This is a genomic window from Nostoc sp. FACHB-888 (assembly GCF_014696655.1).
In the GTDB taxonomy this organism is placed as follows: domain Bacteria; phylum Cyanobacteriota; class Cyanobacteriia; order Cyanobacteriales; family Nostocaceae; genus Nostoc.
On the sequence record NZ_JACJQM010000032.1, the window covers coordinates 53,326 to 75,846 of the forward strand.

The following is a 22,521-nucleotide window of genomic DNA, read 5'->3' on the forward strand; positions in this document are numbered from 1 at the left end:
GACCAATGACCAATGACTAAACTGTAAAAAAGTCTTCTTCTGCCCAAGGTGGCGCTGCATCTTTTGCAACCATTGTGAGTAATGCGTAGTCTTTTTTGTTGACTCCTGGCGGTAATTCTTTGGGAACTCCCATTACTGTTTGGGTTTTAAAGACGGTTCCAGGTTTGAGGTCAAAGAAGGGAAATTCTGGTTCTGTGCAACCTAAACAAGGCATTCCGGCGCGAGTTTTGGAGGAGACGCGGTTCCATAAGATGCGGTTGCAGGAAGAATGAGTCATGGGGCCGCGACAACCTAAGTCGTAAAATAGGCAGCCTTTGCGCTGACCAAATTCGGCGGTTGAGGCTTTGTAGGCGAAGTGGACGTTGCGGGTACAGCCTGTTTGAGTATAGGTGTTGAAAAAGGTTTGGGGACGATTTAGTTCATCGAAAGCAATGTCTGCTATGCGTCCAGTAGCGATCGCAACTAATATCTGCGTAATCCAGTCGGGATGGGCGGGACATCCAGGTATATTAATTACAGGTAATCCAGCTTGTGAGAGAAAATCTTTCCCTAAAAAGCCGCCTTCTTGACGTTTGAGGAATTGTAAACCTTCCGATTCGCTAGGATTAGGTGACATGGCGGGAATTCCTCCCCATGTAGCACAGTCTCCCACCGCTACAATAAATTGAGCAACTTTGGCGAGGTCTGCTAACCAATCTTTCATGGCGCGATCGGCAAAGCGATTCCATTCGCCAGTACCGTTGGGGGCATTAACAACGCTGCCTTCAAATACCAAGATATCTAAAGGAATTGCGCCAGAAATACAATCCCGTAGCAGTGTTTGTAAGTTGTCGCCTATTTCCAATCCCAAGGAGGGATGCCAAAGTACCTTGATGCCAAAGTCGGCAATTAAATCGCAGACTGTCGGTTCTTCAGCGTTGAGAAATGACATACTATAGTCACTATAGAATAAAAATTTGTCAAGATGACCGAAAAATGGTTTTATGGTCGGGTTTCGACGATCGAGCAACAAGAAGATCGCAACGCTCTTAAAAAGCAACTAGAAAGGGGTAAAAATGTTGGATGCGATCGCTTTTACTGGGATATTCAAAGTCGCACAACCGAGGTGCGTAATGGATTGCAGCAATTAATTGATGATTTAAAAATAACACCAAAGGGTACTGTCACTGATTTAATTGTTACCAGAATTGACCGGATTGGGTCATCATCAAAACTATTTTACTCGCTATTAGAAGTATTACGGAGTAAGGGTATTAGGCTAGTAGCACTAGACCAAACAATTGATACAGAAAGTTTGGGTGGCGAGTTGACGATTGATATTTTGCTGGCAGCCAGTAAATTTGAAATAAAAATGTTGTCCAGTCGTGTATCTGCCGAACGTAAGCATCGTATGGTTCAGAAGAAAAGTCATCGGTTTGCGCCGTTTGGCTGGAAGGTTGTTGATGATTCCTACGTCAAGGATGAAAGTTGGTGTGTTTCGCTACTAGAAGGCAAGCGTAATTTTAGGGTTTGGGAACTGGCTTTATTTATATTTGAAATATTTAATAGTTATGGTAGTGCCAGAAAAACTTGCAATATATTAAATGAGATGTTTGGGGTATGTGGGAAAGTAGATGCAAAAAGCACAAAATCAAAAGGGAATCATCGGATAATGCCCGATGATATCGAGCAATTAGATTTATTTCAAAATCATAAAAAAACTTATCAACGATACCCTTGGACGGGCTTACAGTGGTCACCGACTGGACTAAAAAACTTCTTAGTAAATCCAGTTCATGCAGGCGGAACACCATTTAACGTCACTGCATCTAGTCCGTCAGGCAAACAAATTAAGCATTTTGATCAGTGGGATTGCAACTGGGATACCCATGAGGGGATAATTACCCGCGAACAACACGAACAAATAAAACGCACTATTCGCCAAAATCGCAATAATAAGTGGGCTGCAAGAAAAGAAGATATTAACCCATTCGCTAATTTATTGAAGTGTGCTAGATGTGAAGGCGCACTAACCCGGATGTCGTCCCGACGCGATCGCAATGGGCAATATACAGCCTACTATCAATGTACCTACTACTCCCTCGGCCGTTGCGATGCCAAGGAGATGCTTAGTAGTCGAAGTTTAGATTCACAAGTGGCTGATTTGCTAGTAAGCGAAGCTACTAGGCTAGCTGGCATGGTGGATTTTGAAGAAGATAAGCATCTTGAACCTACAGAAGTTAAAGAACTGCGGGAAACGATAGCAGGGCTGGAAAAGTTGCCTACTAATCCTTTTGTAGAAAAAGCCAAAGATGGTATTCGTGACCAAATCGCTAGTATCTTAAGCCTGCACGAAAACATCACAAAACGTAGCCTGTTGGTTCGAGAAGAGTTAGTGCAGATGTTTTGCGATCGTGAATACTGGGACAGTCGAACATCTGAGGATAAAAAACGAATACTAAATAAACTTGTCCGTCGTATTCTTGTTGACGGACGGGTTGTTTTGGGCATTGAGTTTTTTTAGTTTTCTTTGGCGGACAATTTCTCGGTATTCGTCTAATTGGCGTAACCAAAATTCTTTCTCTGATTCAATTCTCATTTGTAGCGTTCTCCATTAATAAATTTAGATTAGCTTTGAGTTGCAAATTTTCTGTTCTCTACGAACAACGTTCATTCGTCGCACCAACTTCGCAGCTGCTTTTAATTTTTTAATTGAGTGTTAGCGTACACTTAAGTTTAAGTAAGCTATAGACGCCGAACGGCTACAGTAATTCACGCATTTATCAAATTTAATTACGTCGAATCAATGTGCTTTTTGGACATTATTCAAATCAGCATATTTATGACGTGAATTTTGCATTTTCACTTACTCCAAGGTTGCAGTAAGCTACGTGCCTTTTAATTGGGTTTCAAGCCACTAATCACCACAAACGTTTCTAAATTGCTACTCCAAGTTAATTGATACATACTTTGCCATTCCCCAACTGAGAACCGCTATAGTAGTACTAAAACTGAAAACCTATGACTAACAAAAAGGTCGTGCTAGTTACAGGAGCATCATCTGGATTTGGGCAGTTAACTGCTCAAAAGCTTGCTCAAGAAGGTTACTTGGTCTTCGGTACGAGTCGCAAGGAACATCCAGCATCAGTTAATGTGGAAATGTTGATGCTTGATGTTACCTCTGAATCCTCAGTACAATCATGTATTAAACAGTTGCTCACACGAACTAATCGCATTGATTTACTAATTAATAATGCTGGACAAATTCATGCCAGTATGCTGGAAGAAACAAGTTTAGAACAAGCCAAGGAAATTTTTGAAACCAACTTTTGGGGTGTTGTCCGCCTCACAAACGCCGTTTTGCCAGTTATGAGACAGCAGCGTAGTGGACATATTATTAATATGAGTTCAGTGGCAGGATTGATTGGCGCACCAGGCCAAGGCTTTTACAGTGCAAGTAAGTTTGCACTTGAAGGTTATAGCGAAGCACTAAGCGTGGAACTAGACCCATTCAATATTAAAGTGTCTTTAATTGAGCCTGGTTATTTTAAGACCAACTTCAACCACGCCATGTTATCACCCACCTTAAATTATGCCGATTACGACAATGTACGTGATGTGATTCGCTTAAGTGTTAACCAGGCAATTGCACAAGGTGATGATCGAGAAAAAGTTGCACAGACAATTGTTTTTGCTGCTCGTAGTCGATTCCCACGATTACGGTATCGTGTTGGCAATGAGGCCCAATGGTTGCCTCGCTTAAAAGCAATATTGCCAGATAAGTTGTTTCGATTTGGTGCCCGCAAACGCTTGAATTTGCCATAGTTGTAAACAAATCCGAAACTAGCCCAACCCAATACACAGGGGAGACTTTGAGGCTCTTATTCCCCCTTTTTCAAGGTAGGTTAGGGTAGTTCAGCAAATATTTGATATTTCTGAGACGCTCGCTCAGATGATGGCTCTAAGCATTTATTTATTATATTTAAACTCTTACATATTGTTTTACGAATGATTTCGGATTACTATATGTCTGCTGATTAACAGACATAGTATATATTAGTATTAAAGCCTATAAAATATTTAGCGTAGGCGTAGTTCACCGAAGGCATCGCTCTTCGTAGAAAAACTTGTTAATTTATTAATTTATGTATAGTTCATTTCACAACAAATCTAAAACTCTCAGATGTTACTAAACATGAAAAAAATTAAATTTAAAAGCAATGCTGGTAAACTAACTGCACTTTTAATTTTAATCACAATTTTGTTGACACCTTTTATCATCGTCAATGCTGGAGAACGTGGTGTATTAATGCAGTTTGGCGAAGTACAGGAAACAGTATTAGGAGAAGGAATACATATAATAATTCCTATTATTAATTCTGTAAAAAAACTCAGTGTGAGAGTTCAAAAACAAGAAATTTCTGCTGAGGCTTCTTCTAAAGATTTACAAAATGTGTTTATAAATGTAGCATTAAACTGGCATATCATACCTGAAGAAACTAATATAATTTTTCAAAACATTGGTGATGAAAAAGATGTAGTTGAAAAAATTATCAATCCAGCAATAGAAGAAGTGCTAAAAGCAGTGATAGCAAGGTATACGGCAGAAGAAATAGTCACTAAACGAGGAGAAGTAAAATCTGGAGTTGATAATACATTGACTATAAGACTGCATAACTACCACATAGTAGTTGATGATATTTCACTAGTTAATCTCAGTTTTTCTAATCAATTTAATCAGGCAGTAGAGGCAAAACAGATTGCAGAACAAGATGCAAAACGAGCCGATTTTATCGCCTTGAAAGCAGCCAAACAAGCAGAGGCTAATGTCAATTTAGCTAAAGGAGAAGTAGAAATAAATAAATTGTTACGTGAAAATTTGACTAATGAAATTTTAGAAAGACAGGCAATAGAAAAATGGGATGGTAAATTACCTCTAATTATGTCTAAGGATGCTCCTAAACTTTTCAATATGAATGAGATTTTAAAATTAAAATAACCATAAAACCAGTATTAATACTGGTTTTATGGTTAACTGACAGGGAATAGATTAGGAGTATCAATAATATGCAACTGGATTAACGCCACAATCAAAAAAGTATATATAGTGGAAGAAACTAAGCCTGTTAATAATTCTTTTTTTAAGTTGTGTTTTTGGCTTTGTTTTTGTAAAACATCAATTGCCCCTGCTTGCATCAACAGAATACCAATAATGTTAGATAGCCAGTAACCGATAATAACACAGGGCATCAGTAATTTAGGTGCAAAAAGACTACAAATATAACCGAAGGCATAAGCAATTGGTAAGTTGAATACCAAATCATTCCACCAGCATAAGGGTGATAATAAATATCCAACGACTAAGAAAAATCCACCTCTTAGCTTTTGCAACAATGTTTTGGGTAAGCTTTCTGGAGTTAGCGATGAAAATTCTTGGTCACCTGTTTTGATACTTGTCATAATAATACATTAATTATAGCGACTTACCGTAGTTTAAAGCAAAATACAAAATAAGTCCAGCCGTAAACACAAGTTTGATTTCAGATAGGTAGAAATTACACGTAATGATGCTGTGTAAAAAAGCCTATTCTTATGAATACAAAAATTTTATTCTTCATTTATTAATTGCTGTTCTTCTGGGAATAATTTCGTTTCACTCGCTGGCTGTTCACTGATGATATTTGCTGACTGTGAGAATGGACGAATAATTAAACTCACGCCAATTGCCCAAGCGATCGCTACCATCCAACCTGCAATAATGTCACTGGGAAAATGTACTCCTAAATATAGGCGTGTCCAGCCAATGGCCAAGATAAACACACTACCCAACATCACTGTTAACCAGCACCAAACACTATCCCAAGTTAAAACTACCAAAATAGCAATCAACGTCATACTTGTCATAGCATGACCACTAGGGAATGAATAATCAAATTCTGGCGCAGCTGAAGTCCATATATCAGGACGGACTCTATGCCAAAATTCCTTAGCTGTGCGGTTGATAGTGGCACTACCAGCCGCAGTAATCAGTAAATAAGTGAGCGATCGCCAACGACGTTGTAATAGTAAAATCAGAGCGATCGCACTCAGAGTAGGTAACACAGTCCAAAAAGAACCCATTTTAGTTAGCAGCACGGCGAATTCATCTAACTGCGGCTGTGCTACAGAGTGAATCGCGACTAAAATCGGTAAATCCCAAGGAAATCCACCTTGGTTTTGCTCCACCTTGAACGCCAGTAATCCAAAAATTTGTAGTGGTACATATACCCCCACGAACAGCAGCAACAAAGAACGCCAACGGCTAATCAGCAATTTTTGCCCAAACCCTATGGGTGACTGTGGTTTTGACGGTAATGTTTGCTTTTCTAACTCTGCCATACTAAATACGATATTTGGCTGCAATTAAAGTAGTTTTTTGAATAACTAGTAATTATTTTACTACTGAGGCATAAATATCCGCTAAACAGTCTTTTTCTAGAAAAACTCCTATAGAGATTGTATAAAACAACACTGTATTTTTGTATATTTTCACAAAATTGTAGACTTTGATTATATTTTAAATATAAAATACGGTAAGCCAGTAGATATTTAGTATTTAGTGGGGATTTTTCCACATTTACTTAAAACTTGCAGTTGCCTAAAACAGTTTGCACAACAGCATTCAAACCAATCTTTTCGTTTCAGGTAAACACAAACGCATCTACAAAACCCCAGGTAAGGACAGAAGTATGGATTTTTTATTATTGCCTTTCTTCAGCTTTTTAGTGGGAATTATTGTTGGTTTGACAGGAGTTGGTGGTGCTTCTCTCATTACCCCGATGTTGATTTTTGTTTTTCAAGTACCGCCTGCTGTGGCAGTAAGTTCTGATGTCGTTGCAGCCACACTGATGAAAGTTGTTGGTAGCATCAAACACTGGCAACAACAAACCCTTGATGTGCAGGCGGTGAAATGGTTAGCTTTAGGAAGCGTTCCCGGTTCTCTTGTTGGGGTAGGGCTACTACACCTGATTAAACAGCAAAGAGAGCATCAACTGAACCATATTACCCTACACTTACTAGGTTTAACAATTCTGTTAGTTACAGTATTAGCGTTGGTACAAATGCTGCTGTTGACTTTCTTCCCCAATCTACGGTTACCTGAACTTCCCAAATTTGACTTAAAAACTCAGCTAGGACGCTTGCAGACAATAAGTATAGGAGCATTTTTAGGTTGCATTGTTGGTTTGACAAGCGTCGCTTCCGGCTCAATGTTTGCCTTAGTACTGATTACATTTTTCCGTTTGGATGCTAAGAAGTTTGTAGGGACAGATATTTCCCAAGCAGCAATTCTCCTACTATTTACTGCGGTTGGGCACCTCACATTGGGAACAGTTGATTGGAGTTTAGTCCTACCGATATGGCTTGGCTCAGTACCGGGTGTATTACTAGGAGCTAAAATCTGTCAATCTGTACCTCAAAAACCATTGCGGTTTATGGTTTACTTTATTTTAATGATGGTGAGTGCCAAGCTAGTTTATTAGTTTTCTGAGGGCTGGGATAAAGAGGAAGATTATCTCACTAGTTTCCTAAACACGCCCAAAAACTCCGATTGCGCCTTCTAATTCAGCTCCGCGTAAGTTAGCTCCATTTATATTTGCATTAGTGAGATTTGTTTTCTCCAAGTCAGCATTTTGGAGATTTGCCCCTTCCAAATTTGCTCCTTGTAGGTTGGCTTTTTCTAAATCGGCATCAAATAAATTTGCTCCTTGTAGATTTGCTTGTGCAATATTGGCTTTGCCTAAATCTACTCCCTGCAAGTTTGCTAACTTGAGGTTGATTCCTTGTAAATTAGCTTTTTCAAATTTGACATTTTGCAAGTTTGCTGATTCTAGATTAGCGCCTTGCAGGTTTGCTCCTTCAAAAGATACTCCATTCAAGTTGCATCCGACACATTCATTAGTTTCTAATAAACGTCTCACGTTTGCTGTAATTGATTCGGCAGGTAATACTATGGGAGATTCTACTGGAGCAGATGTAGATGGGGTTAGATTAGGTAATGTTTCCACTTGAGCTAGGGCGTGGGGTTGGTTAAGCAGAGAAAATACCATTACAAGTCCTAAAATCCAGGAAGTGATTTTTTTGAAGTTGAGTGTGTTCATAAGTTTCTCTTTGTGAGTTTTTAAACGTAGAGGTTGGCACAGGGTAGGAACGCAGAGTATTTCTGAGAACGATCCTTTAATTAGAAAACATGGCAAGAGTAGGTAAGATTCGATAGCTTTCACTGTCCATTAACATAGAGTATCCCAACTAAATTAAGACAAAGGAATTTTTAAGTTGAGGGCAGATTAAACTTTTATTAAGCTGCTCTGTCTAGCATTAGGAGACAATAAGTTTTATAATTTTTTTCAAGCGATCGCTATCAAATCAACTGGTAATTACTGAGTGAGTGTTTTTTCTGCAAGTTATACGAAGTTCCATCTGAAATTAATATTATTGCTTTCAGCTTAATAAAAGCAAATACTCTTTGTGATTAAAACGATAAACACAGTTTATTAAAAATTAACTACTATTTTTTGTGTTGAAACTAATTACAATCAGGATATATTGCAATGAATGAGTTGATTACTACACTCTTGGTGGGAATCTCAGCTTTTATTGCCACTAATATTGATGATATCGTTATTTTATTATTACTATTTTCACAGATTAATTCTAGCTTTAGATGCCGACATATTATTGCTGGTCAGTATTTAGGCTTTACTATTTTAGTTCTTGCCAGCCTTCCGGGGTTATTAGGTGGATTAATCATCTCACCTAATTGGATTGGCTTGCTGGGATTAATCCCTATAGCGATGGGTATCAGTAGTTTAATCAATCAAGAAGAGGACGAAATTCAAGAGGTCACAGTTGAAACAACAGAATATCCAGAGACAAACACCAGCAGCATTTTTAATGTACAGACTTACAGTGTAGCAGTCATCACTATTGCTAATGGAAGTGATAATATCAGCGTTTATATACCACTATTTGCTAGTAGCAATTTAAATAACTTTTTGATAATTATTGTCAGCTTTTTTATATTAATAGCAGTTTGGTGCTATCTGGCTTATAGATTAGCTTATCAAACAAAAAATGTAAATATTTTAAATCAGAATTTTAATTATATTTTACCATTTATATTAATAATTTTGGGTGGAATAATAGTGTTAAAAACACAGGCTTTAAGTGTGATAAAGTTAATAGCAAGTTGTATATGTTTAACAATTTTAGTCAAAAAAAATAGAACAAATTAAGCACATTGTACATTATTTGGGATCAGCAGGGCTTCAAAAGCTGCCATCACTCTTGTATGAAAACGTTGATGATGTTTTAGTTTCCAAACAGGTTGAACAATTTCTAATTTCTTCCCGGATTTTTTTCTGGGATCGATAACTTGCACGGAGTGTAATGTTCCTAGTTGCAATTCTTTTTTCACTATCAATTCGGGGATCGCGGCTGCACCAACGCTACTTTCTACAACTGCTTTCACCATTTCACTGGTGTTCAAATTAAGTACAACATCCAACTTACTGGGTTCAATTCCCCAACTTTGTAAGGCTTGGTGAAACATCTGTTGTGCGCCAGAACCAGATTCACGCATTACCCAAGTGGTATTTAGTAATTCATCTACATAAATTTCGCTACGATGGAACCAAGGGTGAGATTTGCTGACAACAATTTGCAGGCGATCGCTTCCTACTTCTTCTTTCTGTAAACAGTGCTGCAATGATGCTTTAATGTCCCCTGTTACCAAACCTAAATCATACATCCCCACAGCAGTCCCTTCACAAATTTCTTCAGCATTTCCTAGCTTACAGTCAATAAAAATACCAGGATATAAGTGCTTGAACTGACTAATTTTTTCGGGTAGCCAATAATTCCCCACCGTTAGACTTGCTCCTAACTTCAACTCTCCCCGTTGCAGATTATTTAATTCCTTTAAGCCACGTTCTGTTAACTCTACATGAGCCAGAATTTTTTGTGCTTCACACTGCAATAATTTACCAGCATCTGTAATTTCAATATGACGACCAATACGATGAAATAACTTCGTACCATATTCTGTCTCCAAGGTTTGGATAGCGGCACTCACTGCTGGTTGGGTAATATAAAGCGCTTCAGCTGCGCGGGTAAAGTGCAGCATTTCTGCAACGGCTAAAAAAATTCGCAACTGTTCCAGCGTCATTTTTGCTATTTATGCTTTTTACGATAGTAATTTTATACATTAGGGAAGTATTATACGTTAAGTAGGGCGGAAAATTGTAGATATGTATATGCTGTTATATCTGCTTAAACATAAGTTTTATCTATGTATTTAGCAAGAAAGGCTGCTGATAGGACGAAAACCTTGATTTAATTGTTACGTATAATTATTGAGGGGTTTTTGCATTTTGCTTGCTTTTAATCGTTTAATCAGCAAATCATCACTTAGTAAAAATAATTTAAGCCAGATGATATATAAATATTATTCTATATACCCTATAATTTTTTAATTACGGTATTCGGATATAAATACCGTAGCTTTAGGGGTGAATTCTGATGAGCAAGTCTCAACAACTGACACAATTAAGTAAATCTCTAAGTGAGGGGATGCAGGCTTATGCCATAAAAGCTTTGCAGACTACACAACTCTCGTGTCAACACATAATTAGGAGTTGGTTCAATAAACACACTGTGCAAAGCTTTGTGAGCCTGTTTCTCATAGGCACTTTTTTGAGTATAGCAGTTGCCTCCTGTTCTGGAAGCAGTTCAGCTAGCAAAAATGATGTTAAGGTAAAATTAGTTTCTTTCTCTGTTACCAAAGCAGCTCATGACCAGATAATCCCCAAATTTGTGGAGAAGTGGAAGCAAGAACATAACCAGAAGGTCACATTTGAACAAAGTTATGGTGGTTCTGGCTCTCAAACTGCTGCTGTCATTGCCGGTTCGCAAGAAGCAGACATAGTACATTTGGCACTTCCACTGGATGTAAACAAAATTCAACAGGCGGGTTTGATTAAATCAGGCTGGGAAATCAAAGCTCCCAGAAATGGTATTGTTAGTAGATCGGTTGCTGCGATCGTAACGCGCGAAGGCAATCCAAAAAGTATAAATACTTGGGCAGATTTGGCAAAAGATGGCGTGAAAGTAATTGCCGCTAATCCGAAAACTTCTGGTATTGCTATCTGGGAATTTTTAGCTTTTTGGGGTTCCATAACTCTAACGGGAGGCGACGAAGCCACAGCATTAGATTATGTTACTAAAGTTTATAAAAACATCCCTATTCTGACAAAAGATGCCCGTGAAGCAAGCGATTTATTTTTCCAAAAAGGTCAAGGAGATGTTTTGATTAACTACGAAAATGAGGTAATTTTAGCGGAAAAAACTGGGCCGAAACTGCCTTATGTCGTACCAAAAGTCAATATTTCCATTGATAATCCTATAGCCGTAGTCGATAAAAATGTCGATAAGCACGGTACAAGAGAAGTTGCACAAGCGTTTGTTGATTTTCTCTACTCAACAGAAGCTCAACGGGAATTTGCAAAATTACAATATCGTCCTGTTAATCCCACGGTTACCCAAGAAGTAGCATCAAAATACCCCCCAATTCAAACTTTATTTACATCTCAAGATTTAGGTGGCTGGGATATTATCCAGAAAAAGTTTTTTGGAGATGGGGCAATTTTTGACAAAGTTCAAGCTGCAAGCAAAGCATAATGTCTCTTTTTTCATGCACCATTCTCTACTGACAGATAGCCAAGCCTAAGAAATTCTGAGTCACTTTATCTCAATTGAGAATTTATGAGCTTTCGTAGCCGATTTAAGGATAGCTTCTTCCTAACATCTTTAATGTTTATTGCCAGCAGTATCACTGCTTGTAATGGTGGGCAAGAATTGAAAAGCCAGGTGAGTATTGATGGTGCGGCTGTAGGTTTTCCTGTTTCTTTAGCAGTTGCAGAAGAATACGGGAAGGTTAAACCTGAAGCTAAAGTTAGCGTTGCCTCAAGTGGTACTGGTGGTGGCATTAGTAAGTTTTGTGCTGGTGATATTGATATTGTTGGCGCTTCTCGTACTATTAGGGATGAAGAAATAAAAAAATGTAAAAGTAATAATATTGAATTTGTTGAGTTCCCCATAGCTTTAGACGGCATCGCTGTGATTGCCAACCGTCAAAATAATTTTGCCAAATGTTTAACTATAAAAGAGCTAAGTACGATTTGGAGCGCTAAATCAGACGGCAAAATATTGAATTGGAATCAAGTTAATCCCAAATTTCCTAACCAGCAACTGAAGCTTTATGCTCCGGCTTCTGATACTGGAACGTTTGATTATATGACTCAAGCTATTACTGGCAAAGCCAAGAATGGGCGTACAGATTATACTCCCAGTCACAATCAAAATTTACTTGTACAAGGAGTTTCAGGTGAGGTATCAGCTTTAGGTTATGTAGGCATATCTTATTATATCCAAAATCAAGATAAACTCAATTTAGTTGCTGTAGAAAGCCCTACAGGAAAATGTGAAAAACCGGTTCCGGTAGATAATGTGATCAAAAATATCTACACACCTTTGTCTCGTCCCCTGTTCATCTATGTCAGTAAAAAATCTTTAGATAGTAAGCCAGCAGTCAAAGAATTTGTAGAATTTTATCTAGAAAATTCTTGGAAGTGGGTAGATAGCGTAGGTTATGTAGCATTACCTGACGAAGCTTATGTCAAGGTAAAACGAAAATTGACTACTGGTGAAACTGGTACAAAATTTAAAAAAGCAAAACCTGGACAGCCAATCACAAACTTTATTTAAATAAAGTACTAGTATTTGTAGTGTCATTGTATCCAAAATTTAACTGTTTATGCAAAATAGCAATTCGGAAGAAGACTCTTATCACCTGTTCAGACAGTCACTAGAGAAAAATGCATCTGAAGATATCTTAGAAAAGATTGTTGCGGTAATTTTATTTGCTTGTGCTTTAGTTTCTGTTTTGACTACTTTTGGTATTGTCTTAATTATTTTTCAAGAAGCATTTGGTTTTTTCCAAGAAGTTACCTTTGCTCAATTCTTTCTTGATACTAAGTGGACACCTCTATTTGCAGATAGACATTTTGGTGTTTGGCCCTTGATAGCTGGTACTTTTTTAACTACAGTTATAGCTATGGCAGTTGCTATTCCTTTGGGTTTATTTTCTGCTATTTATTTAAGTGAGTATGCTCAACCCAAAGTAGCAGCAATTTTACGTCCAGCAGTAGAACTTTTAGCAGGGATACCAACTGTAGTATATGGTTACTTTGCGCTGTTGTTCCTCACACCATTGCTGCGGAATATTATTCCTCTAGAAATATTTAATGCCTTGAGTGCGGGGTTAATGATGGGGATAATGATTACTCCTACTGTTGGTTCCATCAGCTTAGATGCTATTCGAGCAGTCCCACATTCTTTGCGTGAAGGAGCTTACGCTTTAGGTATCACTAAACTAGAAAGCATTTTTAAAATAGTTCTCCCAGCAGCCCTTTCTGGAATTATAGCCTCGATTATTTTGGGTATTTCTCGCGCTGTGGGTGAAACGATGACTGTCCTTATTGCCGCAGGCCAACAGCCAAAGCTGACTATTAACTTTGCGGAATCAGTAGAAACAATGACAGCTTACATGGCACAAATTTCTGGTGGAGATAGTCCGCGTGGTAGCCTCAGTTTCAAGACTTTATATGCTGTGGGCGCTCTTTTATTTCTAATAACCCTAGCTTTGAATATTGTTAGTTACTGGATTGCAAATCGCTTTAAAGAAAAATACGATTAATAAATATGGCTACAAGTTATCAACAAGATGATTCTCTAGATACCGGGGCAGAGTTTACTGATAATGTTGAGAGTAGAGAGGCGTTAGGAAAAGTATTTGAAATAGTTTTTTTGTTAGGGCTGCTGATTGGTATATTTATTCTGGCTTTGCTACTTTTTGATATTTTTCGAGATGGATTAGCCAGATTTTTAACACCCGGTTTTTTAACAGAAACCCCTTCTCGTTTTCCTGACCAAGGTGGCATTCGTCCTGCTATTGTCAGCAGTATCCTTTTAGGAATTATTGTGATTGGAGTCACTGTCCCCATTGGTGTTGGAGCAGCTTTATATCTAGAAGAGTATGCACCTAAAGCTTGGTGGACAGCGATTATTGAAATTAATATCAGCAATTTGGCGGGTGTGCCTTCTATTGTCTATGGATTGCTAGGTTTAGGAGTTTTCAATTATTTGCTTGGGTTCGGCCCCGCTTTGATTTCCGGTGCATTGACTTTATCTTTGTTGTCTTTGCCAGTAATTATTGTGACAGCTAGAGAAGCAATTCGTGCTGTTCCAGATTCCTTAAGAAATGCTTCCTACGGCTTAGGTGTCACCAAATGGAAAACTATTAGTAGTCATGTCATACCTTATGCTATTCCCGGTATTTTGACTGGGGTGATTATTTCTGTATCCCGCGCTATTGGTGATGCAGCCTCTCTAATTGTTGTAGGTGCTGTAGGTTTTCTCACCTTTAACCCTGGTTTGTTTCAGAGATTTATGGCATTACCCATTCAAATTTACAGTTATATCACTCGTCCTGAACCAGGTTTTGCTGATGCAGCTGCGGCGACAATTATTGCGTTGTTGCTCTTGATTTTAGTTTTAAATGGTGTAGCAATTTATATCCGGCAACGCTTCTCAATACATTAGGTAATGAAATATCTAATTTATTACATTCACAGATATTAGGAAATACGCAAAATGACTTATAGCAATAGTAGAAGTAAATCAGATAGCACCACAATCGACCAAGATAATGGTGTGTTCAATGTTGAAGGTGTGAAGGTTTTTTATGGTGGATTTTTGGCACTTTTAGATGTTTATCTAAAAATTCCTGAAAAACAAATCATTGCTTTTATTGGGCCTTCAGGATGTGGTAAAAGTACCTTACTGCGTTGCTTTAATCGGATGAATGATTTAATCCCTGGAGCGAAGGTAGAGGGTAAGTTGAATTACCGCGATCGCAATATTTATGATCCTAAGATAAATTCTGTAAAATTACGCCGCCAAGTCGGGATGGTTTTTCAAAGACCAAATCCGTTCCCTAAGTCAATATACGAAAATATTGCCTTTGGGCCACGTGCTAACGGTTACAAAGGTAACGTTGATGAATTGGTAGAAAATTCGCTCAGACGCGCTGCTATCTGGGATGAAGTCAAAGACAAACTCAAAGAAAAGGGAACTGCATTATCTGGCGGACAACAACAACGCCTTTGTATAGCAAGAGCGATCGCTATGAAGCCAGATGTATTATTGATGGATGAACCATGTTCTGCTCTTGACCCAATTTCTAGCCGCCAAGTAGAAGAACTCTGTTTAGAACTCAAGCAGCAATACACCATCATCATGGTAACTCACAATATGCAGCAAGCTTCGAGAGTGGCAGATTTCACTGCTTTCTTCAATACAGAAATTGACGAGCATGGCAAACGTCGCGGAAAATTAGTTGAGTTTAATCCTACAGTCCAAATGTTCAGTTCTCCTCAAACTAAAGAAGCCGAAGATTATATTAGTGGACGCTTTGGTTAAAGAGACATCACAGTTCTAATTCTGGAAAATATGCTGAGAGAATGTCTGAGAAGTTTTTTGTATACACCGAACGCTGATAGCTCCCCCTAATTACTCTGAGAAATTTGAGGACTTTGAGGTTCTTATTCGCTCTTTTTTAAGGGGGGTTAGGGGAATCAACAAATATTTTGATACTTCTCAGACATCCTCTGAGGCTTGATAGCACTAAAGCTGAGTAATACTTCACTTTAGTAATTATACTGTGTCTAGCCTTGTAGTATTTATCAAGATGAAATTAGTAGTTGCAATAAAATGGTTAAAATATTAAATAATTTTAAGAGCTATTTGCAGGTTAATTTATATGGAAATGGAAACAGAAAAATTAGAAGTGAATAAGTTAGAAAAAAAGAAGTATAGGTCAGATCGAGTCCGGGATCATTTAGCTAATGAACGTACTTATTTGGCATGGATGAGGAGTGGTATTGCACTCATGGGTTTTGGTGTTTTAATTGTGCGATTGCGGATTATTCAACCGCCCATAGCACCACAACCTCCTGGTAATGGTTGGAAGTTGGGTTTAGCATTCGCTTTTGTCGGTGTGTTATCAGTATTACTTTCAACTCAGCATTATTTTGCAGTTCGCAGAGATATTGACGAGGATACTTATCAACCGCCAGATCGTTGGATAATTCTCGCTAGTTTAGCTGTGCTTCTTTTGGGTGGGGGAGTACTATACTATGTATTCACGGTTCCCTTAGATTATTTGAATACTTATATTCTGGAGTAATAAGGTGTCGTGTTAAGTTAGACCTTTGAGGGTTTTCAAACGCAGAGATATGCAAAGCAAATCAAAGCCGGGCTTCCCTGCGTAGGAAACTTTTCAAGGCAGAGGTAGGTAGAAGTGTTTTTAATCTACGGTGGCTATTTGCTGTTTGGGGAATTCTCGGTTGGCTACAATTTCGCCAAAGGGACTGATTAGTTGCGGTTCTGCTATTGGCTGATTTTCTAGGGGTAAGCGAGGAAAAAGTAGTTCTGCTACTCGATATGCCTCTTCTAGATGCGGATAACCGGAGAAGATGAAGGTATCTATGCCTAATTCTTGATATTCCAGCATTCTTTGAGCTACGGTATCGGGATCGCCTACTAAAGCTGTGCCAGCACCACCACGAACTAAGCCAATTCCTGCCCATAAATTCGGGCTGATTTCTAAGGCTTCTCGAGAGCCGTTGTGTAATTCTTTCATCCGGCGTTGTCCTTCAGAGTCCATGCGTGCATAGGCTTGTTGGGATTCGGCGATCGCTTCTTCGTCTACGTAGCGAATTAAATTGTTGGCTGCATCCCATGCTTGGCTTTCTGTCTCCCGCACAATGACGTGTAGACGAATCCCAAAACGTAATGTTCTGCCTTGGGCTGCTGCTAATCTACGTACAGAGGCAATCTTTTGAGCAACTTGTTCTGGTGGTTCGCCCCAAGTTAAATATGCATCTACGTGTTTGGCAGCAACCTCTTGGGCAACGGGGGAAGAACCTCCAAACCACAGGGGTGGATGCGGTTTTTGGACTGGGGGAAATAACAGTTTTCCACCTTGAATATTCAGATAATCTCCCTGTAAGTCGGCAGTCTCTCCGGCTGCTATCTGCCGCCACACTGCTAAAAATTCATCTGTTAATCTGTAGCGATCGTCATGGGAAAGATGTAACCCATCTCCTGCCAACTCTACGGGATCGCCACCTGTAACCACATTAATTAGCAATCTTCCGCCAGAAATGCGGTCAAATGTTGCCGCCATCCTTGCTGCTACTCCTGGTGACATCAAACCTGGACGTATTGCCACCAAAAATTTCATCTGTTTAGTGTGCGTTACCAAAGTTGATGCCAAAATCCAGGCATCTTCACATGAACGGCCTGTAGGTAGTAATGCCCCTGCAAAGCCTAAGTGATCTACTGCTTGGGCAATCTGCCGCCAGTAATCAAAGTTGACTGCTCGCCCGCCTATGGCAGTACCAAGATAGCGCCCTTCACCGTGAGTCGGAATAAACCAAAGTAGCTGCATGATATCTATGTCAAAGTAGCTGCAATATTTCCTGGCTATTTAAATACAGTAAGTTGATAGAAATACCGTACTATTTAGTCACTTTTAGAATATCGCACAAATAATCAAGCAAAGCAATACTTTTACAAAAATAAATACGGTAAGCTTATCGGGCTACAGTAGTTAAATGCTTGCGGTTTTGTGCAAGCTGTGACATACTCTAACTTATATAAGTACATAAAATCGGTAGGCTTACCGTACTTAGAATTATAAATCTTGCTGCAAGGAATTAATCATGCTTAAAGATGCACAAGGACTGGTAGTGACCACAGATTCAGCCCAAGCAATCGCAGCTATTAACCGTTTCATTGATCAAGCGCTTTGTTATGGTCAAAATGCAGAAACAGCGATTTTACAAGCAATTGAGGCTGATCCAACTTGTGTTTTAGCTCATGCTTATGCAGCCGCTTATTATCTTACGCAAGAAAACAGCAAAGCTTGGCAGCAAGTACAACCATATTTGCAAGTAATACAACAGAATTTAGCCAAAATTACTTACAGAGAAAAATTATATGTGCAGGCAATTTTAGCTTGGGCGAATCAAGAGATTGATCGAGCGATCGCCTTTCATGAACAGATTACTAACAAATTTCCTCGTGATTTGATATCAGTCCAGCAGGGGCAGTATCACTATTTTTATACAGGCAAAAAAGAAGAATTACTGAAAATTGCCCAGAAAGTTTTACCTAGCAATCCCCAACAACATTATTTATATGGCATGGTGGCTTTTGGCTTAGAACAATGTCACCAATTAGAAGCAGCAGAAAAAATGGCACGTGAGGCGATCGCCTTAAATAGATATGATCCTTGGGCGCACCATGCTTTAGCTCATGTGATGGAAACTCAAGGAAGAGTCAATGAAGGTATAGCTTGGATGGAGAGTTTTGCAGATACTTGGAAAAACTGCAATTCTATGCTTTATACCCATAACTGGTGGCACATTGCACTGTATTATTTGGAGCAAAAAAACTACCAAAAAGTTGCTTCACTATACGATAACCACATTTGGGAACGTGCAAATAAACAATCTCCTAAAGACCAAGTAGGTGCAATTTCACTATTATTACGTCTGGAATTACGTGGGGTAAATGTAAGAAAACGTTGGCAAAGTATCATTCCTTATCTTTACAGTCGTATTGATGAACACGCATTACCATTCCAGGACTTGCATTATGTCTATGCCCTTGCCAAAGCCGGACATACTGATTGGGTAAATGAGATGCTTCAGAGTATGCATTATCATGCCTTAAGTATCAATCCCTTTTTGCAAAAGAGTTGGTTAGAGGTAGCGATTCCCGCAGCTAGAGGTATGGTAGCTCATGCCAAAGGTGACTTTAACACAGCTGTTACCGAACTCAAATTGGTTTTACCACGCTTGTATGAGATTGGAGGGAGTCATGCACAACGAGTTTTATTTGAGGAAATTTATCATGATGCTGTGTTGTGGACACAAAAGCAGAGTTGGGTTTATGGCATTACGGCCTGATTAAGCTCATCCCACGCCTAAAAGGGGATGAGATAACACGAAAGAGTGTTGACTGTTAACTGTCAACCGTCAAGTTGCGGCATCTCTCATCCCATCTTTAAAAACAGTTGGTTTTTCCGATGCCTTTTTATAAATTTGTTCGAGTACCCGATAATGTTCTAACTTCACTGCGGCAAAACGCCTAACACCAAACTTTTTCATAACTCCTTGCAACTCTGCATCTGGTTGGAGTAGCGCCAATTGCATTTGCTGAATTAAGGGGATACCTAGACGCTGTGCTCCTACTAATGGTGGCATAGGAGAAGGCCCTATCACTTGCACCACACGCAAATGCTGTGATAATTCAGGAACATCGCGTAATTCTTGTTCTAACACTACACTGTCAATGGCTGCACAATCTGCCAGTTCCTCAACTATCCAGCAAATTGAACGCTGATGAGAACCTGATTCTATAGTTTTTCCGAAGAAATTTTGTGGATATTTTTCTTGACTCAACCAGTGATGAGGTAAATTATAGCCACTGTTAGAACCAGAGTCGTTATAGCAAAATGTTTTCCCTGACAAATCGGCAAACTTTTTGATATTACTATTAGCCTTGACAATTATATCTGCATAGTAAATAGGACAGTTATCATACCGGGATGCTTGCATCACAGGTGCAACTAATGTCTGTAATTGGTCTAAAACCACTTGATTGTAGCGAATTAGTGGTAATCCACAAATAAAAGCTAGGTCTATTTTGTCTTGAAATAATAGAGGGTCTTGGAGGGGATCGCATTCACCTTGATGTAGTTGGATTTCTACTTGTAAAACACGACCTAAATAAGCTGCGATCGCCTGATATAATCCAAACCAATTAGGAGCTAAGTAAGATACAGCTCGTAAGCTTGTTAATATAGTCATTCTTGTTTTAAAACAGTATTTTTATGGAAAACTTGAGTCAACTTTTGCCCAGAGTAATGCATATATAAAAATCCTAGGCTAGCAACACTCAGTAGCATAATTCCTAAAACAGTCGTATAAGCATTAATATGCCACCACAACCGATTTAACACAGATGTTCCTAGTGGTGATATCTTCCACAAAGAATCAGGTTTTACGCTTTTATTGTTTGGGATACTAATATTTTGGGCTAATGTCATTGTGATTTCTCCTGATTTACTGAGCAACCTAAAAGCCACTAATTCGATAGACTTAATGTAGATTATATTACATATTATCTAATTTCGTCAAAATATAAGACTCCTAATTTTGTTTTTGCCACAATTCATTACACTTCTATCTCTTTTTTATCTAGAGTTGAGATAATCACAAAAACAAAACCCCTATTTATTGAAGAAGTTGGGGTTGTTCTAGTTTTTTCTCAATAACACTTGATAATTAACCTTTCATATAATTGGGATTCCACTGCAACCAAGATTTTTCTAACTTTCTAGCAATAACATCTGCCAGTTTCCCAAACAATGCATATAGAAAAATACTCAAAACCACAATATCAGTTTGCATAAATTCTCTAGCATTCATTGCCATATAACCAATACCAGAATCAGCCGCAATAGTTTCAGCTACAATGAGTGTCAACCACATAATCCCCAAAGAAAAGCGTACACCAACCAAAATAGAAGAAATTGATCCTGGTAAAATAATCCGCCAGAATAAACCCCAATAATTTAAGCCGTAAACTTTCCCCATCTCAATTAATCCAGGATCAACACTGCGAATCCCATGAAAAGTATTTAAATAGATAGGGAACATAACACCTAATGCAACAAGAAATAATCTAGCTTCATCCCCAATACCAAACCACAAAATTACGAGGGGAATTAAAGCCAAATTAGGTATATTACGCAACATTTGGATAGATGTATCTAAAAGCTTTTCGGCAAGAGTAGAAATGCCATTTAGCAAGCCTAAAGCAAAACCAATACCTCCTCCAACTAAAAAACCTGTAATTGCGCGTGTGGCACTAATACTAATATGTCTAAATAGTTCACCGCTTTTAGTTAAGTTAATCGCAGCAATAACTACGCTTAATGGAGCAGGTAAAATTCTTGTGGGGATAAAGCCAATAGTAGAAAGCATCTGCCAAACAATGATGATTGTTATGGGTACAAGCCAAGGGATTAATATCTGAATATAGCAACTTTTTAGCAAAAACACCTGGAGTTTATTTTTATTTTTTGTATGTCTTGCAGAAAAATCTCTAGAAGTAGAAGAAATGGATTTCATAAGGCTATGTAATTAGGTGGATTAACTAAATGGACAACTACTCGCCAAGCTTACCCCCCTAAATGCTAGTTTTTCGCCAGCAATTCTTTGGGAGTAATTTCGGCATATTGTTCAGGTGTTAAAAAGCCATCTCTGACATTTACCTTCTTAGGTATGAGTCCTAAGTTGTACCATTTTTCCGCAACTTCTTGTTGTTTATTAATAATTACTTCAGTAATTGGTACGAGCGTAAAATCATATTTATCGTGCATCACTTCTAATGTCGGTGGATCGAGTTGAGTTGTTTCTGCCAGTAATTGGGCAAGTTCTTTAGGATTATTCTTAGCCCATGTTTGGGCTTTTTGTACTTCGTCTAAAAAGACCTTGATTACTTCCCGATTTTCTTCATAGAATTTACGGTTTGTAGATATAAAGTTATTAGTATCTCGCAAACCGTTACCACCATCAACCAAAACTCGCCCAGAATTATTTTGGACATTTCTGGTAACAAATGGCTCCCAGATGAACCAAGCATCTATTTTACCTTGACTAAATGCCACGTTAGCATCTGGAGGCGCTAAACCAACTGACTCTATATCACTGAGCTTTAGTCCTGCTTTTTCTAAAGCCCTGACTATGAGATAATGACCAATTGACGCTTTTTGAAAAGCTACTTTTTTGCCTTTCAAATCTTTTACACTTTGAATGGGGGAGTTCTTAGGAACCAATAGTGAAACTGCTCTCCCATCACTAGAATTAGCAGCTAAATAGACAAGAGGTGCGCCAGCTGCTTGAGAAAAAATAGGAGGGGATTCAGCTGTCGAAGCAATATCAAGTGCGCCTGCATTTAAAGCTTCAAGTTGTTGTGGCCCAGCAGCAAATTCAGGCCATTCTACCCTATAGCCTAAAGGTTTTAATCGTTCTCTTAGAATACCTTTTTGTTCTAAAACAGCTAGGGCAGTAAGTTGCTTAGAACGAACAATTTTAATTACCTTATCCGCAGCATTACTAGTGGTAACATTAGATGCAGATAAAGTTGCTTGTTGTTGAGAATTATCTGGTGAATTACTACAACTAAATAGCGTAGTAGACAATATTAAACTGTAGCCAAATGCCAACAAGGCGTGACGACGAGTCATGCGTCGGCGTATCGAGTATGCAAATTTATATTTGAAATATTCCATTAATTAACTAACCTCTA

Annotated in this window: 22 protein-coding genes; 12 read left to right on the forward strand and 10 right to left on the reverse strand. The window is 38.6% G+C overall.

The window, feature by feature from the left end:
* Window positions 1-16: 16 nt before the first annotated feature.
* Window positions 17-931 carry a hydrogenase gene (locus tag H6G26_RS20190; protein ID WP_190730947.1) on the reverse strand — a complete coding sequence of 305 codons (915 nt, stop codon included), beginning with the start codon at window positions 929-931 and terminating at the stop codon, window positions 17-19.
* 33 nt (window positions 932-964) lie between these two features.
* On the opposite strand from H6G26_RS20190, the gene xisF reads away from it, so the two are divergent.
* The 3 genes from xisF to H6G26_RS20205 all read left to right on the forward strand — a co-directional run bounded on the left by xisF (window position 965) and on the right by H6G26_RS20205 (window position 4,978).
* Window positions 965-2,503, forward strand: coding sequence for a fdxN element excision recombinase XisF (gene xisF, locus H6G26_RS20195; RefSeq protein ID WP_190730948.1), 1,539 nt, complete (start codon window positions 965-967; stop codon window positions 2,501-2,503).
* 497 nt (window positions 2,504-3,000) lie between these two features.
* Window positions 3,001-3,804: an SDR family NAD(P)-dependent oxidoreductase gene (locus H6G26_RS20200; protein WP_190730949.1), complete on the forward strand. Its 804-nt coding sequence runs from the start codon at window positions 3,001-3,003 to the stop codon at window positions 3,802-3,804.
* A gap of 370 nt (window positions 3,805-4,174) precedes the next feature.
* The gene (locus H6G26_RS20205; protein WP_190730950.1) at window positions 4,175-4,978 is read left to right on the forward strand and encodes a prohibitin family protein; all 804 of its coding nucleotides are present in this window, start codon (window positions 4,175-4,177) and stop codon (window positions 4,976-4,978) included.
* A 32-nt stretch (window positions 4,979-5,010) separates the two neighbouring features.
* Here the strand turns inward: H6G26_RS20205 and H6G26_RS20210 are convergent, their stop codons facing one another.
* Together H6G26_RS20210 and H6G26_RS20215 are read right to left on the reverse strand one after the other, a co-directional pair.
* Window positions 5,011-5,439, reverse strand: a complete 429-nt coding sequence (locus tag H6G26_RS20210; protein WP_190730951.1) for a hypothetical protein — start codon at window positions 5,437-5,439, stop codon at window positions 5,011-5,013.
* Window positions 5,440-5,586: 147 nt separating this feature from the next.
* Window positions 5,587-6,357 (reverse strand): phosphatase PAP2 family protein, encoded by a 771-nt coding sequence (locus H6G26_RS20215; RefSeq protein WP_190730952.1) that lies wholly within the window; start codon window positions 6,355-6,357, stop codon window positions 5,587-5,589.
* 350 nt (window positions 6,358-6,707) lie between these two features.
* On the opposite strand from H6G26_RS20215, the gene H6G26_RS20220 reads away from it, so the two are divergent.
* On the forward strand, window positions 6,708-7,499 hold the full coding sequence (locus tag H6G26_RS20220; protein ID WP_190730953.1) for a sulfite exporter TauE/SafE family protein: 792 nt from the start codon (window positions 6,708-6,710) through the stop codon (window positions 7,497-7,499).
* 45 nt (window positions 7,500-7,544) lie between these two features.
* Here H6G26_RS20220 and H6G26_RS20225 read toward each other — a convergent pair whose 3' ends face one another.
* The gene (locus H6G26_RS20225; RefSeq protein ID WP_190730954.1) at window positions 7,545-8,117 is read right to left on the reverse strand and encodes a pentapeptide repeat-containing protein; all 573 of its coding nucleotides are present in this window, start codon (window positions 8,115-8,117) and stop codon (window positions 7,545-7,547) included.
* Window positions 8,118-8,567: 450 nt separating this feature from the next.
* Here H6G26_RS20225 and H6G26_RS20230 point away from each other — a divergent pair, with 450 nt between their 5' ends.
* Window positions 8,568-9,251, forward strand: coding sequence for a cadmium resistance transporter (locus tag H6G26_RS20230; protein WP_190730955.1), 684 nt, complete (start codon window positions 8,568-8,570; stop codon window positions 9,249-9,251).
* On the opposite strand, the gene H6G26_RS20235 is transcribed toward H6G26_RS20230, so the two are convergent.
* The gene (locus tag H6G26_RS20235) at window positions 9,248-10,183 is read right to left on the reverse strand and encodes a LysR substrate-binding domain-containing protein (RefSeq protein WP_190730956.1); all 936 of its coding nucleotides are present in this window, start codon (window positions 10,181-10,183) and stop codon (window positions 9,248-9,250) included. The genes H6G26_RS20230 and H6G26_RS20235 overlap by 4 nt on opposite strands.
* A gap of 353 nt (window positions 10,184-10,536) precedes the next feature.
* On the opposite strand from H6G26_RS20235, the gene H6G26_RS20240 reads away from it, so the two are divergent.
* The 6 genes from H6G26_RS20240 (at window position 10,537) to H6G26_RS20265 (ending at window position 16,321) form a co-directional block, all read left to right on the forward strand.
* Window positions 10,537-11,694 carry a sulfate ABC transporter substrate-binding protein gene (locus tag H6G26_RS20240; protein WP_190730957.1) on the forward strand — a complete coding sequence of 386 codons (1,158 nt, stop codon included), beginning with the start codon at window positions 10,537-10,539 and terminating at the stop codon, window positions 11,692-11,694.
* Between the two features lie 84 nt (window positions 11,695-11,778).
* The gene (locus tag H6G26_RS20245; RefSeq protein ID WP_190730958.1) at window positions 11,779-12,780 is read left to right on the forward strand and encodes a PstS family phosphate ABC transporter substrate-binding protein; all 1,002 of its coding nucleotides are present in this window, start codon (window positions 11,779-11,781) and stop codon (window positions 12,778-12,780) included.
* 49 nt (window positions 12,781-12,829) lie between these two features.
* The gene (gene pstC, locus H6G26_RS20250) at window positions 12,830-13,771 is read left to right on the forward strand and encodes a phosphate ABC transporter permease subunit PstC (protein ID WP_190730959.1); all 942 of its coding nucleotides are present in this window, start codon (window positions 12,830-12,832) and stop codon (window positions 13,769-13,771) included.
* A gap of 5 nt (window positions 13,772-13,776) precedes the next feature.
* Complete coding sequence (gene pstA, locus H6G26_RS20255; RefSeq protein WP_190730960.1) at window positions 13,777-14,676, forward strand: phosphate ABC transporter permease PstA; 900 nt, start codon at window positions 13,777-13,779, stop codon at window positions 14,674-14,676.
* Window positions 14,677-14,727: 51 nt separating this feature from the next.
* Entirely contained in the window at window positions 14,728-15,555 is an 828-nt protein-coding gene (gene pstB / locus H6G26_RS20260) for a phosphate ABC transporter ATP-binding protein PstB (protein WP_190730961.1), read from the forward strand.
* A gap of 340 nt (window positions 15,556-15,895) precedes the next feature.
* Entirely contained in the window at window positions 15,896-16,321 is a 426-nt protein-coding gene (locus tag H6G26_RS20265; protein ID WP_190730962.1) for a DUF202 domain-containing protein, read from the forward strand.
* Between the two features lie 120 nt (window positions 16,322-16,441).
* On the opposite strand, the gene ssuD is transcribed toward H6G26_RS20265, so the two are convergent.
* Window positions 16,442-17,587 (reverse strand): FMNH2-dependent alkanesulfonate monooxygenase, encoded by a 1,146-nt coding sequence (ssuD, locus tag H6G26_RS20270; protein ID WP_190730963.1) that lies wholly within the window; start codon window positions 17,585-17,587, stop codon window positions 16,442-16,444.
* A gap of 274 nt (window positions 17,588-17,861) precedes the next feature.
* Between ssuD and H6G26_RS20275 the strand changes: the two genes are divergently transcribed.
* Window positions 17,862-19,112, forward strand: a complete 1,251-nt coding sequence (locus tag H6G26_RS20275; protein ID WP_190730964.1) for a tetratricopeptide repeat protein — start codon at window positions 17,862-17,864, stop codon at window positions 19,110-19,112.
* Window positions 19,113-19,181: 69 nt separating this feature from the next.
* Here H6G26_RS20275 and H6G26_RS20280 read toward each other — a convergent pair whose 3' ends face one another.
* From H6G26_RS20280 to H6G26_RS20295, 4 genes are all read right to left on the reverse strand, one after another.
* Window positions 19,182-20,015, reverse strand: coding sequence for a PhnD/SsuA/transferrin family substrate-binding protein (locus tag H6G26_RS20280; RefSeq protein WP_190730965.1), 834 nt, complete (start codon window positions 20,013-20,015; stop codon window positions 19,182-19,184).
* A complete protein-coding gene (locus H6G26_RS20285; RefSeq protein ID WP_190730966.1) occupies window positions 20,012-20,254 on the reverse strand; it encodes a hypothetical protein in 243 nt (80 codons plus the stop codon). Before H6G26_RS20285 ends, H6G26_RS20280 begins: the two co-directional genes overlap by 4 nt.
* Window positions 20,255-20,492: 238 nt before the next feature.
* Entirely contained in the window at window positions 20,493-21,341 is an 849-nt protein-coding gene (gene ssuC, locus H6G26_RS20290) for an aliphatic sulfonate ABC transporter permease SsuC (protein WP_190730967.1), read from the reverse strand.
* A gap of 65 nt (window positions 21,342-21,406) precedes the next feature.
* On the reverse strand, window positions 21,407-22,504 hold the full coding sequence (locus H6G26_RS20295) for an aliphatic sulfonate ABC transporter substrate-binding protein (RefSeq protein ID WP_190730968.1): 1,098 nt from the start codon (window positions 22,502-22,504) through the stop codon (window positions 21,407-21,409).
* Window positions 22,505-22,521: the final 17 nt, after the last annotated feature.